At 73.1% G+C, this 16,564-nt stretch carries 14 protein-coding genes; 7 read left to right on the forward strand and 7 right to left on the reverse strand.

What is annotated here, in order from left to right:
- Window positions 1–266 precede the first annotated feature (266 nt).
- Window positions 267–848: a TetR/AcrR family transcriptional regulator gene (locus AOJ26_RS39040; protein ID WP_053853082.1), complete on the forward strand. Its 582-nt coding sequence runs from the start codon at window positions 267–269 to the stop codon at window positions 846–848.
- A 77-nt stretch (window positions 849–925) separates the two neighbouring features.
- Here AOJ26_RS39040 and AOJ26_RS39045 read toward each other — a convergent pair whose 3' ends face one another.
- Complete coding sequence (locus AOJ26_RS39045) at window positions 926–1,315, reverse strand: RidA family protein (RefSeq protein WP_053853083.1); 390 nt, start codon at window positions 1,313–1,315, stop codon at window positions 926–928.
- Window positions 1,316–1,373: 58 nt separating this feature from the next.
- On the opposite strand from AOJ26_RS39045, the gene AOJ26_RS39050 reads away from it, so the two are divergent.
- Together AOJ26_RS39050 and AOJ26_RS39055 are read left to right on the forward strand one after the other, a co-directional pair.
- A complete protein-coding gene (locus AOJ26_RS39050; protein WP_053853084.1) occupies window positions 1,374–2,330 on the forward strand; it encodes a LysR family transcriptional regulator in 957 nt (318 codons plus the stop codon).
- A 75-nt stretch (window positions 2,331–2,405) separates the two neighbouring features.
- Window positions 2,406–3,662: a pyroglutamyl peptidase gene (locus tag AOJ26_RS39055; protein ID WP_053853085.1), complete on the forward strand. Its 1,257-nt coding sequence runs from the start codon at window positions 2,406–2,408 to the stop codon at window positions 3,660–3,662.
- Here AOJ26_RS39055 and AOJ26_RS39060 read toward each other — a convergent pair.
- Both AOJ26_RS39060 and AOJ26_RS39065 read right to left on the reverse strand, forming a co-directional pair.
- On the reverse strand, window positions 3,610–4,092 hold the full coding sequence (locus AOJ26_RS39060; protein WP_053853086.1) for a GNAT family N-acetyltransferase: 483 nt from the start codon (window positions 4,090–4,092) through the stop codon (window positions 3,610–3,612). The two genes, AOJ26_RS39055 and AOJ26_RS39060, sit on opposite strands and share 53 nt — an antisense overlap.
- Window positions 4,076–4,888 (reverse strand): EI24 domain-containing protein, encoded by an 813-nt coding sequence (locus tag AOJ26_RS39065; protein ID WP_053853094.1) that lies wholly within the window; start codon window positions 4,886–4,888, stop codon window positions 4,076–4,078. Before AOJ26_RS39065 ends, AOJ26_RS39060 begins: the two co-directional genes overlap by 17 nt.
- Window positions 4,889–5,060: 172 nt before the next feature.
- Here AOJ26_RS39065 and AOJ26_RS39070 point away from each other — a divergent pair, with 172 nt between their 5' ends.
- A complete protein-coding gene (locus AOJ26_RS39070) occupies window positions 5,061–7,586 on the forward strand; it encodes a M14 family zinc carboxypeptidase (RefSeq protein ID WP_053853087.1) in 2,526 nt (841 codons plus the stop codon).
- Between the two features lie 15 nt (window positions 7,587–7,601).
- Window positions 7,602–8,753 (forward strand): serine hydrolase domain-containing protein, encoded by a 1,152-nt coding sequence (locus tag AOJ26_RS39075; RefSeq protein WP_053853088.1) that lies wholly within the window; start codon window positions 7,602–7,604, stop codon window positions 8,751–8,753.
- Between the two features lie 66 nt (window positions 8,754–8,819).
- Here AOJ26_RS39075 and AOJ26_RS39080 read toward each other — a convergent pair whose 3' ends face one another.
- Both AOJ26_RS39080 and AOJ26_RS39085 read right to left on the reverse strand, forming a co-directional pair.
- Window positions 8,820–9,239, reverse strand: a complete 420-nt coding sequence (locus tag AOJ26_RS39080) for an organic hydroperoxide resistance protein (protein WP_053853089.1) — start codon at window positions 9,237–9,239, stop codon at window positions 8,820–8,822.
- 97 nt (window positions 9,240–9,336) lie between these two features.
- The gene (locus tag AOJ26_RS39085; RefSeq protein ID WP_053853090.1) at window positions 9,337–10,335 is read right to left on the reverse strand and encodes an NADP-dependent oxidoreductase; all 999 of its coding nucleotides are present in this window, start codon (window positions 10,333–10,335) and stop codon (window positions 9,337–9,339) included.
- 92 nt (window positions 10,336–10,427) lie between these two features.
- Between AOJ26_RS39085 and AOJ26_RS39090 the strand changes: the two genes are divergently transcribed.
- Window positions 10,428–10,862: a MarR family winged helix-turn-helix transcriptional regulator gene (locus AOJ26_RS39090; RefSeq protein ID WP_053853091.1), complete on the forward strand. Its 435-nt coding sequence runs from the start codon at window positions 10,428–10,430 to the stop codon at window positions 10,860–10,862.
- A gap of 141 nt (window positions 10,863–11,003) precedes the next feature.
- Here the strand turns inward: AOJ26_RS39090 and AOJ26_RS39095 are convergent, their stop codons facing one another.
- Window positions 11,004–11,915, reverse strand: coding sequence for a hypothetical protein (locus AOJ26_RS39095; protein ID WP_053853092.1), 912 nt, complete (start codon window positions 11,913–11,915; stop codon window positions 11,004–11,006).
- Between the two features lie 5 nt (window positions 11,916–11,920).
- Window positions 11,921–12,265, reverse strand: a complete 345-nt coding sequence (locus tag AOJ26_RS39100; RefSeq protein WP_199828921.1) for a hypothetical protein — start codon at window positions 12,263–12,265, stop codon at window positions 11,921–11,923.
- A 43-nt stretch (window positions 12,266–12,308) separates the two neighbouring features.
- Between AOJ26_RS39100 and AOJ26_RS39105 the strand changes: the two genes are divergently transcribed.
- Entirely contained in the window at window positions 12,309–16,433 is a 4,125-nt protein-coding gene (locus tag AOJ26_RS39105; RefSeq protein ID WP_159044504.1) for a CHAT domain-containing protein, read from the forward strand.
- Window positions 16,434–16,564 lie beyond the last annotated feature (131 nt).

Genomic DNA, 16,564 nt, shown 5'->3' on the forward strand with positions numbered 1-16,564 from the left:
AGGCCAGACCGATCCCGGGGAGGGCGGGCAGGGTCCACATGTCCTGGCCGGCCAGGAGCCGGGCCTTGGCGTCCAGGTCCAGCCGGGCCAGTGCCGCTTCGACGGCCGCCTCGCGGGCCTGGTCGGCGGGGGTGATGCCCTCGGGTCCCTCGGGTGCCGCCATGGCGGTGCCTCCTCGTTGAAGTCCGTGCGGTCCCCTCATCGTGCATCGGTTACCTGGCGAGCGGTAGGTTTCGTTATCCTGACGTTACATTCACTGGGGCGGCATGTCGTACGGTGACGCCATGAGCGCCAGGACCAGAAGTGAGGAGCGCCGGGCCGAGATCGTCCGGGCGGCCCTGGAGGTCATCGCCGAGCGCGGTTACCGGGGCGCGAGCCTGGCCGCGGTGGCCGAGCGGGTCGGGCTGACCCAGCAGGGGCTGCTGCACCACTTCCCGACCAAGGACGCGCTGCTGGTCGCGGTGCTGGAGGAGCGGGACAAGTGGGACGCCGTGCCGAACGGCACCTGGCGGGTCGACCTGCTCGCCTCGCTCGTCGAGTACAACGCGATGCGGCCCGGCATCATCCAGACCTTCTCGGCACTGCTCGGCGAGAGCGTGACGGAGGGGCATCCGGCACGGGAGTACTTCACCGACCGCTACACCCGGGTGCGGGAATCGATGGCGGTGGCGCTGCGCGCGGAGTACGGCGACCGGCTCCCCGGCGGACTGAGCCCGGAACGCACCGCGCCGCTGCTGGTCGCGGTCATGGACGGCCTCCAGTACCAGTGGCTGCTGGACCCGGAGTCGGTGGACATGCCGGGGGCGTTCCGGGACTTCCTGCGACTGCTGGGTGAGCCGGTGGACTGAGGCTCACCGGCCCCGGACGACGGCGGGAGCCTTGCCGAGCGCACACACGCCCAGGTCGGCTGCCGTCACGGGTCTGGTCACCCGCCCGCGGACACCGCCGCCACGACTTCGACCTCGATCAGCGCCTCCGGCCTGAACAGCCGCGGCACCTCGAAGGTCATGCTGGTGGGCGGGGTGCCGGTCAGGAACTCGCGGCGTACGGCGCCGTACTGGTCCAGCTCCGAGATGTCCGTGAGGTAGGTGCGGATGTTGATGACGTCGGCCAGGCTCGCCCCGTGGGCCTCCAGCAGCGCGGCGAGGGTCTCGAAGACGCCCCGGGACTGCTCGGCGAGCGTGGCGCCCTCGGCGATCTGGCCGGAGACGAACAACAGGGCGCCGCCGTCGGCCTGTTCGACGCGGGCGACCTGGGAGTAATAGGGGCTCAGGGGCTGGGGCGCGTCGGCGGGGTTGTCCAGGGTGATCTGCATGCCGTCGACGCTAGGACCGCCCTTGCGATGCGACAAGCGAATGTCCAGCATGGCTGCCATGCCGAACCCGCATCACAAGGATCTGCCTCCCGACCTCGCCACCGTCTGGCTGCGGGTCTTCCTGGAGGTCGCCCGGCACGAGTCGTTCACCGTGGCCGCGCGCACCCTGGGCTGGACGCAGTCCGCGGTGTCCCGGCAGATCTCCTCGCTGGAGGGGGCGTTGGGCGGGGCGCCGCTGTTCGACCGGCTGCCGCGGGGTGTCCGGCTTACGGAGGCGGGGCGGGTGCTCGTGCCGTACGCGCAGACCGTCACCGGGGCGCTTCAGGGGGCCGCGCGCGAGTTGGCGGCGCTGCGTGAACTGACCGGCGGGCACCTGCGGTTCGGGGCGTTCCCGACCGCCGACGCGGCCCTCGTCCCGCACGCCCTCGGCGTCTTCCGCACCCGTCATCCGGGCGTGCGGGTCTCCCGCGAGGAGGGCCTCACCCCGTCGTTGCTGGACCGGCTGACCGAGGGACGGCTGGACCTCGCGGTGGTCTCCACAACCGGCGGGGCGCCGCTGTCGGCGTACGAGGTGAGCCATCTGCTCGACGAGTCGCTGTATGTCGCCGTCCCGGCCGGGCATCCGCTGGCCGGTGCGGGCGGTGGGCCGGTGCGGCTCGGGCGGCTCGCGGACGCCGACTGGATCTCCGGCAGCCCGCGCCCCGAGGGGACGCTCCTCGACGCGGCCCTGCGGCAGGGCTTCCGGCCGCGGATCGCGCACGTCGTCGGCGAGTGGACCGCCAAGCAGGGGTACGTAGCCGCCGGGCTCGGGGTGACGCTGGTCCCGGCGCTCGCCGCGGGGTCCGTGCGGCCGGACGTCGTCCTGCTCCCGGTGCTCGACGAGGGGGCTCCGGCGCGGGCGGTGTACGCGGCGACGCCGCGCGGGCGGTCGTCCTCGCCGGCCGTGGCGGCGTTCGTCGGGGCGCTGCGGGAGGCGGCGGGCCGGATCCCCCGTACGTCACTCCCCATGGCGTAGACCACTCCCGTCACGCGATACTGCCGTGGTCCGGCACCACTCGCGCCCCACAGCGACGGAAGGACCTGAACTCCCTTGATACGTCTACGCGTTCGGATCGGCGTACCCGGATTCACGCTGCTGGCCCTGCTGGCGGGGCCGTCGGTCGCCATGAGCCCGGCGGCGGCCGCGACCGCGCCCTCGCCCACGGTGGAGGAGCGGCGGCTCGACCAGGCCGTGCCGCGGGAGATCCTCGAACGGTCCGGATTCGACGCCGTGCCGGTGTGTTTCACACGGGCGCTCGGGTCGGCGCGTTCCTACGCGCAGGCACGGCAGGTCGTCGTACGGCAGGGGGCCGCGCTGTGGAAGCGGGCCGTGGACCGCGCGCAGGGGCGGGGACCGGCCGCCGGGGACCTGAGCCGGGACGACGACCGGCCCCTGTACTGGGCGCGGCTGGGCATGACCCGCGCGGTGCGGACCTGGGAACCGTCGTTCGGGCTGTCGGAGGAGCAACGGGCCGCTCTGCTGGACGAGTTGGAGCGAACGTCGCGGGGGCAGACGGCGGTGCGGTATCCGGGCGGTGAGCGGCTGAAGCGGGTGCTCGTCACCGGGTTCGACCCGTTCACGCTGGACCGGGACATACGGATCTCGAATCCGTCCGGTGCCACCGCGCTGGCCCTCGACGGGACGGTGATCGAGACGGCGGACGGGCCGGCGCGGGTGGAGACCGTCGTGTTCCCGGTGCGGTGGCAGGACTTCACCGACCGGACGGTGGAGCGGGCGCTGCGGCCGTATCTGAAGAAGGTGGACCTGTTCACGACCGTGAGCCAGGGGCGGGTGGGCCGGTTCGACGTCGAGCGGACCAACGGGGCCTGGCGGGGCGGGTTCCCGGACAACGACACCATCGGGGTGACGGGGACGGTCCCGGTCGACGATCCGGCCTCGCAGCCGCAGTGGACGACGACCACGCTGCCGTACCGGGCGATCGTGGACGCGGAGACCGGGCGCTTCCCCGTCTACGACAACACCAGCGTGACCGAGATCCCGGCGGGAGGGACGCAGCCGGTCGTCCGTCCGGACGGGCCGACCCCGGGGTCCACGGCGAGGGCGGGCGGTGGCGGGGACTACCTGTCCAACGAGATCGCGTACCGCGCCACGCTGCTGCGGGACCGGCTCGGGCTGCACGACGTCCTGCCGGGCGGCCATGTGCACACGCCGGTGCTGCAGTTCGGGGCGGGGAACACGGATCCGGCGACGGGGACGGTGACCGATCCGGAGTTCGTGCGCAACCGGCTGGACATCATCGCGCAGGTGCGGGCGATTCTGGCGGTGGCGGTGGAGCAGGCCACTTGAGGCAGACCGCCGTCTCGGTGAAGCCCAGCCGGCGGTAGAAGCCGGCGGCCCTGCGCGTCGGCACGGTGATCTCCACGTCCTGGGCGTGCCGCGCGCGGGCCTGCACGGCCCGGACGAGCCGGGAGCCCGTGCCGTGGCCGCGCAGGGGTACGTCCACGGCGAGTTCCAGGAGTTCCAGGACGGTGCCCCCGGCGAACAGGGTCGGCAGCCGGGCCGCGTAGGCGTAGCCGACGACCCGCGTGCCGTGCTCGGCGACCAGGAACTCGGCCCGGTCCTCGGCGGCCGCCCGGAGGACCTGGGGGAAGGTGACGGTCTCGTAGCGGGTGCGGTCGGGACGGTAGGTGGTGGCGAGGTCGCACAGGAGCCGGAAGACCGCGTCCGCGTCCGTGTGCGTCGCCGGGCGGATCGTGGGCTCAGGCGCCGAGTTCACCGGACACGGCTTCCCCGTCCGGCTCGTCGCGCTCCTCGTCCCCGTCCCGCGTCTCCTCCCCCAGCAGGTCCCGGGCCATCAGGGTGGCTCCCGCCACCGCGCCCGGCATCAGGAACACCGCGACGAAGGGGACCAGGAAGGACAGGCCGAGCGGGGTGCCGAAGCCCCAGACGAGGGTCTTGCGGGAGCGCAGCAGGGCCAGGCGGGCGCGGAGTTCCACGCCCCGGCGCTGGAGGGCCACCGCGGTGAGCTCCTCGGTGAGGAAGAAACCGGTCACGAAGAAGCCGATCACCGGGATCGCGGTCTGCCCGACGACAGGCACGAAGCCGAGGGCGAAGAGCAGGACCGCCCACAGGGCCGCCCGTACCACGATGCGCAGGCTGTCCCTGGCCGAGATCCACAGTTCGCGCCAGAGCGGCAGACCCGACTCGGGGGCCGTGCCGTCCGGGGAGACGTCCCGGTCCACCTTCTCGGAGAGGTTCTCGTAGAAGGGCTGGCCGATGAGGAGGGTGACCGCGGTGAACGTCAGGACCGCGAGGAGCAGGGCCAGCGCGAACAGGACCGCCGTGAGGAAGCCGCGGAACAGGCCCTGCCAGGGGCTGGACCAGTCGTCGGCGAAGGGGGTCGCCCAGGACACCCCGTCCTCGCCCCAGGCCGCCAGCGCCACCAGTGCCGCCACGTACAGCACCAGGGTGATCAGGCCGGGAACCAGCCCGAAGCCGTACTGCTTGCCGTGCCGGGCCACCCACCGCTGGCCCTTCAGGAGATAGTGGAAACCCGCCCCGAGATCACGCATGTCCCGCACCCTATCGGGTGACTCCCGGGCCGCGGAGACGGCCGCGGGCCCGGTCCGGGCGCCCGAGTTGCGCCGTCCGGGGCATCCGCGCCACCAACTCCCTCTTGTTGCGGTTGAGTCGAACAGGTACATCTCGCCGTACCGATCTCAGGAAGCCCCGGAGGAGGTACGCGTGCTCACCACGAGAACCGTTCCTGCGAGACCCGTCCTGCTCATCGCCCTCGCCGGCTCGCTGCTGCTCACCCCGACCGGCGCGAGCGCCGACCCCGAGCCCCCCACCCGCGAGCGCGCCCACGACCAGGGCCTGGCCCGGGCCCCGGAGAGCGCCGCCCGGCGGTCGCTCACCGCCCCCGTCACCGGCCTCTCCGACACCACCCGCGGCTATCCCCGCGAGCAGGTCCTCACCCCCGACCCCGAGAACCCGGCCGACCGGTCCGTGAAGCTGGGCCTCACGCCGTACCACGCGATCGCGCCGCGGCTCAACGCCCTTCAGCGGCTGGGCGACCGGGTGAGCGTGGAGGTCGCCGGGCGTTCGGCGGGCGGGCACCGGCTCTACCTCGTCACCGTGACCGCCCCGGAGACCACCGCCCAGGCCCGCGTCCAGGAGCGGATGCGCGAGCTCATCGAGAACGCGCCCGCGACCGCCGCCGAGTCCCGTGAGATCAGGGCGGGTTACAAGGCGCCGGTGTTCTTCAACAACAACATCCACGGCAACGAGTGGGAGGGTACGGACGCCTCCCTGAAGATCATCGAACGGCTCGCCACGGCCCAGGACAGGCGCACCAGGGACCTGCTCGCCCACTCCCGGCTGTACTTAAACATCACCGCCAACCCCGACGGCCGGATCGCCGGCACCCGGGCGAACGCCAACGGCTTCGACCTGAACCGGGACTTCGTGACCGCCTCGCAGCCCGAGACCCGGGCGATGCGGCAGATCGAGATCGACAAGCAGCCGGCCGTCATGCTCGACCTGCATGGTTACGTCAACGGCACGCTCATCGAGCCCACCACTCCCCCGCACGGCGAGAACTACGAGTACGACCTCTTTCTGAAGAACACCTACGCCAACGCGCTCGGCATGGAGGCCGCCGTCAACGGCCTCGGCCACACGCCCGCGAAGGACGGTGTCGAGCCCGCGCAGATCCCCTTCCGGGACCAGGAAGAGGGCTGGGACGACTGGCCGCCGATCTTCACCCCGCAGTACGCGGCCTTCCACGGCACGGTCGCCGCGCACACGGTGGAGATCCCGCTGGCCGTCAACAACTCCCTCTACGACAGCCTGCCGGTGGCGGAGCTGCGGCGGCGGTCCGCGATCAACACGGCTGTCGCGGGGGCGGCCATCACGGCGACCCTCGACTTCGTGCGGGAGCGGCGGACCTCGCTGATCGCCGACCAGATCGAGGTGTTCCGGCGCGGGGCGGCGGGGGCCGCCCAGGTGCCGGTGTCCGAGGAGACGGTCCCCGGGGTGCCGGGCATCGGGCCCGAGGACGTGTACACCACCAGGTTCCCGCGCGCCTACGTGATCCCGGCGGGCTCGACCGCGGCCGCCCGTCTCGTCGACCACCTCCTCGCCGACGACGTCCGCGTCGACCGCGCGAGCCGTGAGCTGCGGCTCGGCGGACGGACGTACCCGAGGGGCACGTATGTCGTCGACATGCGCCAGCCGAAGCGGGGCCTGGCGAACGCGCTGCTCGCCGACGGCCGGGACATCAGCGACAAGGTCTCGGTGATGTACGACATCTCGGGCTGGAGCCTGGGCCGGCTGTGGGGGGCCACCGTCACGCCGGTGCCGTCCGGGAGCCTGGCCGGTGCGGCCCTGCGGCCCGTCACGGCCGCCGCGCCCGTCGGGTCCGTCGCCCCGCGCGGCGACCTGCGGCTGCGGCTGACCGACCCGCGGGAGATCGCGGCCCTCAACTCGCTGCTCCAGCAGGGGGTTGCGGTACGGCGGGCCGCCGACGGGAGTGTAATCGTGCCCGCGTCGGCGCGGACCCTCGCCGCCGAGGCCGCCCGCACCTACGACGTGGTGTTCGGCGCGACGCGGCAGAAGGGCACGGCCGCGCTGCGGCGCACCCGGGTGGCCGCGGCCGTGACCTCCGGCGAGCTGTTCGCGCTGCGGGAGATGAACTTCGAGGTCACGCCGGTCTCGACGGCCGTCCTGAACGCCGGTTTCGACTGGTCGTCGGTGGACGTGCTGTTCGTGTCGGCGGGTCTTGACCGCGACGACCTCACCAGCGGCGCCCGGACGGCCCTGGACGCCTTCCTGGGCGCCGGGCACGGGCTCGTCGGACGCGGGACCATCGGGGCCGCGCTGAGCGCGGACACCGGGCTGCTGGCGGCGAAGCCGGTGGAGGGCAACGGCGACGCCAACGGCGTGGTGCGCGTGGTGAGTTCGGGTCCGGTGACGGCCGGGGCCCCGGCGCACGGCTTCGTCTACGCGCCGGTCTGGTTCACCGACCTCGGGCCGGGGGTGCGTGTCGAGCAGCGGTACGCCACCGGGAACCCGCTGGTCTCCGGGCACTGGCGGCCCCTGCCGGACGGCTCGGGCGGTCCCGCCGCCGCGGCCGGACGGGCCTCGGTCGTCAGTGGCCCGCAAGCCGTCCTGTTCGGCACCGAGCCACTCTTCCGGGATCACCCCAAGGGGGAGTTCGCCCAGGTCGGACGGGCGTTGTTCACCATGGCGCACGCGAGCAGCGGCTGAGGTTGAGGAGAGCGGATGACGCAGGAGATCCACGGCACCGTCGCCGACGGCTTCGAGGCGGTGCGCGAGGAGTTCGCCGCTTTCGTGTCGGGCGAACGACCAGACTACGAGGGGCAGTTGAGCGCGTACGTGCACGGCAGGCGGGTGGTCGACCTGTGGGCCGGCGAGGGCGCGGGACCGGACTCCCTGTACGGCGTGTTCTCGTCGACCAAGGGGGCCGCCCATCTGGTGGTCGCGCTCCTCGTCCAGGAGGGCACGCTGGAGCTTGACCGCAAAGTCACCTACTACTGGCCGGAGTTCGGCGCGGAGGGCAAGGGTCAGCTCACCCTGCGGGACCTGCTGGCGCACCGGGCCGGGGTGGTGGGGCTGGACGCCGGGTTCAGCGCGCAGGAGCTGGCGGACGACCGGGCGATGGCGGAACGGCTCGCGGACCAGAAGCCGTTCTGGCGCCCCGGCACGGCCTTCGGCTACCACGCGCTCGTGATCGGCGCGCTGACCGGCGAGATCGTACGGCGGGCCACGGGCCGCACGCTCCAGGAGGTGTACGAGGAGCGGATCCGGACGCCGTACGGGCTGGACTTCCACCTGGGGCTGCCCGAGGCCCTGGAACCCCGTTACCGCTCCGTGCAGCCGATGGCGCCGACGGCCACGCAGCAGGCCCTGCTGGACGCCCTGCCGACGGGTCCGCACACCCTGGCCGCGATCGCCTTCAACCAGCAGGCGCCGGACCCGGGCGACCTGGCCGGCTACGCCAACTCCCGTGCCGTGCGCGCGAAGGGGCCGGCGTCGGCGGGCGGAGTGGCCGCCGCACGCGGGCTGGCCGGGATGTACGCGGCGGCGATCAGCGAAGTGGCCGACCGGCCGCCCCTGCTGAAGCCGGACACGATCGCGGAGGTGGGGCAGATCCACTCCGCCGGCTACGACCTGGTGGCCCGTGCCCACAGGTCGTACGGCCTGGGCTTCCAGGCCACGGCCGACATGTGGCACCCCTACCTGGGCGCCGGTTCCTTCGGCCACAGCGGCGCCGGCGGCTCCCAGGCCTTCGCCGACCCGCGCAGCGGACTGGCCTACGGCTACACCCGGCGCCGGATGGCGTTCCCGGGAGGGGCGGCGCCGGAGAACGAGCGGTTCGTGCGGGCCGTGCACCGGGCCGCCCTGGCGGTGTGACGGGAACGGAGGCGGCACCCCACGTCCAGGGGTGCCGCCTCCGCCTCGTGCGACCCACGGGCTCCGTCAGACGAGCGTCACGGAGATGTTCCCGCGGGTCGCCTTCGAGTACGGGCAGACCTGGTGGGCCTTCTCAAGGAGGGCCCGGGCGGTCCCGGTGTCGACGTTCGGGATGGCCGCCGAGATCTCGACGATCAGGCCGAAACCGTCGGCGTTCCTGCCCAGGCCGACCTTCGCGGTGACCGTCGAGCCGGAGATGTCGGCCTTCTCCTGGCGGGCGACGACGCCCAGGGCGCCCTGGAAGCAGGCGCTGTAACCGGCCGCGAAGAGCTGCTCGGGGTTGGTGCCCTTGCCGCTGCCGCCCATCTCCTCGGGCGGGTTGACGACCAGGTCGAGCCTGCCGTCGTCGGTGGCGACACGGCCGTCGCGGCCGTTCTCGGCGGTGGCGACGGCCGTGTAGAGGACATCGGTCTGCTGGATGGACATGCGGTTGTCTTCCTCCTCGGTCCACCGCGACTCGCGCCCACGATCGACGGCGGGATTCGGAAAGAAGTTACCGCATGCCGGAAATCCAGCACAGGGGTCAGAGCTTGACGATCATCTTTCCGGTGTTGTCGCCGCGCAGGACCCCGAGGAACGCCTCCAGGTTGTTCTCGATGCCCTCGACGACCGTCTCGCGGTACTTGAGCCGCCCCGACGCCACCCACGGGCCGACCTCGGCGACGAACTCCGGCTGGAGGTCATAGTGGTCGCCGACCAGGAAGCCCTCGATGCGGCCGCGGGTCTGGATCAGCCGGGCGAGGTTGCGCGGGCCGGGGGCCGCCTCGGTGTTGTTGTACACGGAGATCATGCCGCAGACCGCGATCCGGCCGCCCTGGTTGAGGGAGCCGATGGCGGCCTCCAGGTGGTCGCCGCCGACGTTGTCGAAGTAGACGTCGACACCGTCCGGGGCGGCCTCGCGGAGCTGGTCGCTGACCTTGCCGTTCTTGTAGTTGAAGGCCGCGTCGAAGCCGTACTCCTCGACCAGCAGCTTGACCTTCTCGTCCGAGCCGGCCGAGCCGATGACCCGGGAGGCGCCCTTGAGCTTGGCGATCTGCCCGACCTGGCTGCCGACGGCACCGGCGGCACCGGAGACGAAGACCGAGTCGCCCTCCTTGAAGGAGGCGGTGCGCAGGAGACCGGCGTAGGCGGTGAGACCGGTCATGCCGAGGACACCGAGGTACGTCGACAGGGGGGCCGCGTCGGCGTCCACCTTGACGGCGTGCTTGGCGTCCATGACCGCGTGCTCGCGCCAGCCGAAGAAGTGCAGGACGTGGTCGCCGACGGCGATGCCCTCGGCGTTGGACTCGACGACCTCGCCGACCGCCCCGCCCTGCATGACCTTGCCGAGCTCGAAGGGCGCGGTGTAGGACTTCGCGGCGCTCATCCGGCCGCGCATGTACGGGTCGACCGAGAGGTACTTGTTGCGGACCAGCACCTGGCCCTCGCCGGGGGTCGGCACCTCCGTCTCGACCAGGGCGAAGTCCTCGGGCTTCGGCCAGCCGACCGGGCGGGAGACGAGGTGCCATTCGCGGTTGATCATGATGCCTGCGACCTTTCCATTTACTTCAGTGCCTTAAACAACCATGCTCCTGAATATTTCAGGTTGTCAAGTAAAGGGGTATCCTGGAGCCCATGCCCACTCCTCACAAGACCCGGCCCGACGCGCTCACCATGGAAGTGGTGGAGCTCATCGGGGACGTGGTGGCCCGCTTCTACTCGGACTACGAGGACGCGGCCGCGGAGCACGCCCTCACGGGGGCGCAGGCGCGGCTGCTGAGTCTGCTCTCCCTGGAGCCGCTGCCCATGCGCAGACTGGCCCAGAAACTGAAGTGCGAGCCGTCGAACGTCACGGGGATAGTGGACCGGCTGGAGACGCGCGGACTGGTGGAACGGCGACCCGACCCCGCGGACCGCCGGGTCAAGGTGGCGGCGGCGACGGAGGCGGGACTCCAGGTGGCCCGGGAACTCCGCGAGGGCCTCCGGTTCGCCCGCGAGCCACTGGCGGGGCTGTCCCAGGGCGAGCGGGAGTCACTGCGGGACCTGCTGCGGCGGATGCGGGACGCGTGACCGGGGCACCCACCGCGGCCCCGGGTCGTACCCGCCGGACGCCGCTGCGGGGGCGGGCGGCTAGGGCCTGTCTGACAATTCCGTCTGCCTCGCGACGCCATGCACGCCCTCCGGGCGACGACGGGAATTGTCAGACAGGCCCTAGCGGCCCTTGCGCACCAGGTCGGTGATGCGCTCACCCTCGCCGATCGTGAGCGGACCGGCCCCCTCGGTGGTGTCACCGACGCCCAGCGCGGCCGCCAGGGTCCGGCCGTGCAGGTCGAGGGTGGCCTCGGTCAGCGTGCTGAGTTCGGCCACCGCGGCGCGGGCGCGGGCCCACCCGGTCAGGCCGATGCCCGCGGCGATCAGCACGGCGGGCCACCACACCGCGGTGAGCAGCAGGTAGGGCACGGCCCAGGTGCCGGTGGCGACCGCGGCGGCGAACGCCGAGTGCGCGGCAGTGAGATCGGCCCGCGCGGTGTCGGGGAGCACCAGCCAGAGGCGGGACCAGCCGTAGGCCAGGTCGAGTCCGTAGCGGTGGTGGGCGATGGACTCCACGGCGTGGATCCGGTCGCCCATCCAGGTCGGCCTGCCCGGCTCGGCCATGGACAGTCGGGTGATGCGCTGGGCCACGGCGTCGATCCGGTCCTGCCGCTCACGGGTGCGCACGGCCGGGTTCACGGCTTCGAGCGCCCGGCGTTCCTCGACGAGCCGGTACCACCGTGCCCGCCGGCGTGCCGTGCGCGCCGCCGCGACCGGGGCGAAGGGGCGGGGCCACGGTCCCAGCCAGATCCGTCGGGTGACCGCGGCCAGTGTCTGCACGACGAAGCCCGTGCCGGAGGCGGCCGCCAGCACGGCCACGACGAGCAGTGCCTGTGCGCCGCTCGGCTGGCCGGCGATCTCGGTCATGGTGTGCTCGGCCCGTCGGGTCAGCAGCGCGGCGTTCCACGCGTCGGCCTGGCCGAGGTTGACGGACAGCCACACCGCGCCGAGGAAGAACGCGCCGGGCAGCACGAGCAGGCTGATCCACCGGTCGGCCAAGGTCTTGGCCAACTGCTGGAGGAATCCGCCCACTTGAGCTACCCCCGCGCCATGGGCCGGCCCATGACCGCGCAGCGCGGGAGGGCACCCGCGGGCGGCGGCACCGCCGTCCGGTCGCAGGCGCCGTCAGGGCAGCGGAAGTTCTCCGCTCGGGCGGTCCCCGGCCCGGCTCCCGGCAGTCCCGTGGCGAGCGTGCGCAGGGTGGTCTCGCGGTCGGTGTGCAGCAGTTCGCCCAGCAGGGCGAGCACCGGGCGCCGGGCCCGCGCCTCGGCCGCGATCCGTTCCAGCAGTTCCTGACGTGCCGCGGTGTGGAGCCTCGTCTCGCCGATCAGCGCGTCGAACTCCTTGCACAGCGTGGTCAGGGCCGCTCGTTCGGCGTCCACCACGGCTCCCCCTTCCGTCAGTCGGCCGATAGTCTCATGGTCGATGAGCTCCGACCACCGGCTTGATCCGGAGCAGTTGAACCAGCAGGCGGTCGACCTTCTGGACCGGGCCACCCGAGCCGGTGACACGACCCTGCTGGCCCGTTGTGTCCCGTTGTTCCGGAGCATCCTCGCCCTGACCCCGCCGCACCATCCGTACCGTGCCACCCGTCTGTACAACCTCGCCGAGACCCACCGGGCGCTGTACGCGCTGACGGGACGGGAGGAGGACGCCGAGCAGTCGATCGACGTCGGGCGACAGGCCGTGGCCGCCCTCCGGGCCGGCGACCCGAACGCCGCGCTGATCCTGGGCAACCTCGCCGTCACCCATCTGCTGCGGTTCCGGCGGGCCGGGCACCCCGACGACCTGTACGGGGTGGTCGAGTTCGCGGAGCGGGCCGTCCTCGCGAACGCCGGCGATCCGAACCTGGCGTTCCATCTGGCCACGCTCGGCACGGGCCTCCTGATGCGGTTCCTGCGGACCGGGCACCCCGCCGACCTGGACCGGGCGGTGAGCGCGGACGAGCGCGCCACGGTCGTCGCCCCCGCCGGGTCCCCGCACCTGCCGGTCATCCTGACCGACCTCGCCTCGGGCTATGTCCTGCGTTTCGAGAGGACCGGGCACCGCACGGACCTGGACCGCTCCCTCGATATCGGCGAGCGCGCGCTGGCCGTCACCCTCGACGGCTCCCTCGACCGGTCGACCGTCCTGACCAACCTCGCCACAGGCCATCTGCGGCGCTTCGAGGCGACCGGGCACCGCACGGATCTCGACCGCTCCCTCGACACCGGCGAACAGGCGCTCACCGCCCTGCCCGCCGACTCCCCGCACCGGTCGACCGTCCTGACCAACCTCGCCACGGGTCACCTGCGGCGCTTCGAGGCGACCGGGCACCTCGCGGACCTCGACCGCTCCCTCCACACCGGCGAACAGGCCCTCACCGCCCTGCCCGCCGACTCCCCGCACCGGTCGACCGTCCTGACCAACCTCGGCACCGCCTCCTGGGCACGGTTCGACCGGGCGGGGCGGCAGGCGGACCTGGACCGTGCCATCGCGTTCGGGGAACGAGCCGTCTCCGACGCCGGCAACCCGTTCCGGGTGACCGCCCTGTCCAACCTCGCCGTCGCCCACCACGCCCGCTTCCAGCGGACCGGGAACCTGACGGACCTGGACCGCGCCATCGACCACCACGAACAGGCCGTGGCCGCCGCCCCGGACGACGCCCCCGACGGGGCGGCCTACCTGTCCAACCTCGGCATGGCGTACCACGCGCGGTTCGAACGGCTCGGCGACCCGGCCGACCTGGACCGGGCCATCCGCCACCTGGGGCGTGCCGTCGCCACGGCACCCGAGGGGTACCGCCAGGCCACGACGTTCCTGTCCAACCTCGGTGTCGCGTACCACACACGGTTCGAACGACTGGGGGACGTGGCCGACCTGGACCGGGCCGTCGACCACTACGAACGGGCCGTCGCCGCCACACCCACCGACCACCCGGAGCGCGGCCTGCGCCTGTCCAACCTCGGTACCGCGTACGACGCGCGCTTCGACCGGACCGCGAACCCGGCCGACGTGCACCGGGCCGTCGAGTACCTGCACAGGGCCGTCACCGCGACACCGGCCGACCACCCGCTCCGCGCGACCGCCCTGAACAACCTCGCGGCGGCCCTGCGGAGCCGGTTCGCACTTCTGGGGGACGTGGCCGATCTGGACCTGGCCGTCGCGCACCAGGAACAGGCCGTGGCCGACACACCCACCGACCACCCGGATCTCGCGTACCGCCTGTCGAACCTCGGTCTCGCCCACTGGTCCCGGTTCGCCCGCACCGGGGAGCCGGCCGACATGGACGCCGCCATCGACGCCGGCAGACGCGCGGTGACCGCCACTCCGGACGACCATCCGGACCGGGCGATGCACCTGAACAACCTCGGCAGCACCCTCAGCCAACGGTTCTGGCACAACGGCAGCCTGCACGATCTGGACCGGGCCCTCGCCCACCACGAACAGGCCCTGGCCGCGACACCGGCCGACCACCCGGCCCGCGCCATGTACCTGAACGGCCTCGGGATCGCCTACCAGGACCGGTCCCAGCGCAGCCGCGCGGCGGCCGACTTCGACCGCGCCGTCGACCTCGCACTCCTGGCGGTCGCGGCCACGCCCGCGGACCATCCCGACCGCGCGCTGCGCCTGTTCAACCTCGCGCGGGCCCACCAGAAGCGGTACGAGCACGCGGGCGACCCGGTCGACCTGGACCGCTTCGTCGAGCTGGCGCGGGAGACGACCGCCGCGGTCCCGGCCGGCCATCCGGACCGCACGCGATACCTGGTCGGCCTCGGCCACGCCTACCGGCTGCGGTTCCAGCGGACCGGCAACACAGCCGACCTCGACCGGGCGGTCGACACCGTGGAGGAGGCGCTCACGGCCACCCCCGGCGACCAGCCCAACCGGGCCGCACGCGTCTACCTCCTCGCGACCTGCTACCAACGGCGGTGGAACAGCGCCGGCACCCTCGACCGGTCGCGGATCGCCCGGCTCGCCCAGGACGCGCTCGCGGCCACGACGTCACCCCCGCTGGACCGGGTCCGCGCCTGCTGGGCGGTAGGACGGCTCGCCTACCTGCTGGACGAACCGCGCACCGCCAGGCTGCTGTACGACACGGCGGTGGAGCTGCTGCCGTCGGTCGCGGCGCGGGAGACCTCGGCGGCGGACCACGAGTACCGCCTCGGCGCCAACCACGGACTGGTCGGCGAGACGATCGCCGTGCACTGTGCCCTCGACGATCCGGGCGGCGCGGTCCAGGCCGGTGAGCTGGGCCGGTCGATCCTGCTGGCGTCCCGGCTGGCGCTGCGGACGCCCCTCGCGGACCTGGAGGCCGAACACCCCGCCCTGGCCCGCCGGTTGAGCCGTGTCCGCGACGCCCTCAACGCGCCGGACCCCCCGGCCATGGCCACGGCCGACGACGGCCAGGACATCGACCACGTGGACCGGCGCAGAAGGCTGTGGTCCGAGCACGACGCCGTCCTGACGGAGATCCGCCGGTTGCCGGGCCTGGAGCGGTTCCTGCTCCCGCCGACGTGGGACGAGCTGCGTCCGGCCGCCACCGGCGGGGCGGTCGTACTGCTCAACGCGGGGCTGCAGAGGTGCGACGGCATCGTCGTCACCGCCGAGGGTCCGCCGCTGCTGGTACCGCTGCCCGACCTGCGACTGGCCGACGTCGAGGCCTGGGCCGTGGAGCTGACGGAGGCGACGCACGACGCCGGGACGTTCACCGGCGAGCTGCGCCGGCAGCGGGTGCTGACGGAGCTGCTCGGCAGGCTGTGGGACAGGGCCGTGGAGCCGGTCCTCGACGCGGTCGGACACCGGCTCGGTACCGAGGACGGCGTGCTCCCCCGCGTGTGGTGGATGCCGACCGGGCCGCTCGCGCTGCTGCCGCTGCACGCGGCCGGGCACCCCGGCGGGCCCGGCGCGCTCGACCGGGTGGTCTCGTCCTACACGCCCACGCTGCGGGCCCTGGCCCGTGCGCAGGGACGTCCGGCCGCGACGGCCCTGCGCCGGCTCACCGTCGCCCTCGACCGGACCCCGGGCCTGCCGGACCTGCCGGCGACCGCCGCCGAGGCGGCGAGCCTGCACGCGGCCCGTCCGGACATGCCGTTGCTCACCAACGAGCAGGCCACCGCCGCCCGGGTGACCGGAGCGCTGTCCGAGGCGAGTTGGGCGCACTTCGCCTGCCACGCCGGCACCGACCCGGATGCCCCCTCCGAGGGCGGCCTCCATCTCCACGACGGGGTGCTGTCCATCGCGGAGATCGGCCGCCGCGACCTCCACGAGGCCGAACTGGCCTACCTGTCCGCGTGCTCCACCGGTCACGTCGGCCGGCGGCACGCGGACGAGTCGATCCACCTCGCCTCCGCGTTCCACCTGGCCGGGTTCCGGCATGTCGTCGCGAGTCTGTGGCCGCTGGACGACCGTGTCGCGGCCGACGCGGCCGATCACTTCTACCGGCTGATGCCGGACACCCCGTCCGCCGACGAGGCGGCCACCGCGCTCCACCGCGTCGTCCGGCACCTGCGCACCGAGCATCCCGGTCGACCGCACCTGTGGGCGTCGCTGATCCACAGCGGGCCGTAACGGCTCCGCCCCCGGGCGGTCGACAGTGACCCGCCCTGTCTTCGCACCGGCGAAGTCTTACGTGCACCACCACAGGAAGCGGTCGCACTCCGTCGGGGTCGGGGTCGGGCTCGGTGCCGTGGTGGTGGGGG

The organism is Streptomyces sp. NRRL B-24085 (assembly GCF_001282115.1).
Classification (GTDB): Bacteria; Actinomycetota; Actinomycetes; order Streptomycetales; family Streptomycetaceae; genus Streptomyces.

Bases quoted from the DNA above. Each gene is read 5' to 3' on its own strand.
- AOJ26_RS39075 (WP_053853088.1), top strand. From the start codon at position 7,602: ATGACGCAGGAGATCCACGGCACCGTCGCCGACGGCTTCGAGGCGGTG.
- AOJ26_RS39105 (WP_159044504.1), top strand. From the start codon at position 12,309: ATGAGCTCCGACCACCGGCTTGATCCGGAGCAGTTGAACCAGCAGGCG.
- AOJ26_RS39050 (WP_053853084.1), top strand. From the start codon at position 1,374: ATGCCGAACCCGCATCACAAGGATCTGCCTCCCGACCTCGCCACCGTC.
- AOJ26_RS39040 (WP_053853082.1), top strand. From the start codon at position 267: ATGTCGTACGGTGACGCCATGAGCGCCAGGACCAGAAGTGAGGAGCGC.
- AOJ26_RS39085 (WP_053853090.1), bottom strand. From the start codon at position 10,335: ATGATCAACCGCGAATGGCACCTCGTCTCCCGCCCGGTCGGCTGGCCG.
- AOJ26_RS39045 (WP_053853083.1), bottom strand. From the start codon at position 1,315: ATGCAGATCACCCTGGACAACCCCGCCGACGCGCCCCAGCCCCTGAGC.
- AOJ26_RS39090 (WP_053853091.1), top strand. From the start codon at position 10,428: ATGCCCACTCCTCACAAGACCCGGCCCGACGCGCTCACCATGGAAGTG.
- AOJ26_RS39065 (WP_053853094.1), bottom strand. From the start codon at position 4,888: ATGCGTGATCTCGGGGCGGGTTTCCACTATCTCCTGAAGGGCCAGCGG.
- AOJ26_RS39080 (WP_053853089.1), bottom strand. From the start codon at position 9,239: ATGTCCATCCAGCAGACCGATGTCCTCTACACGGCCGTCGCCACCGCC.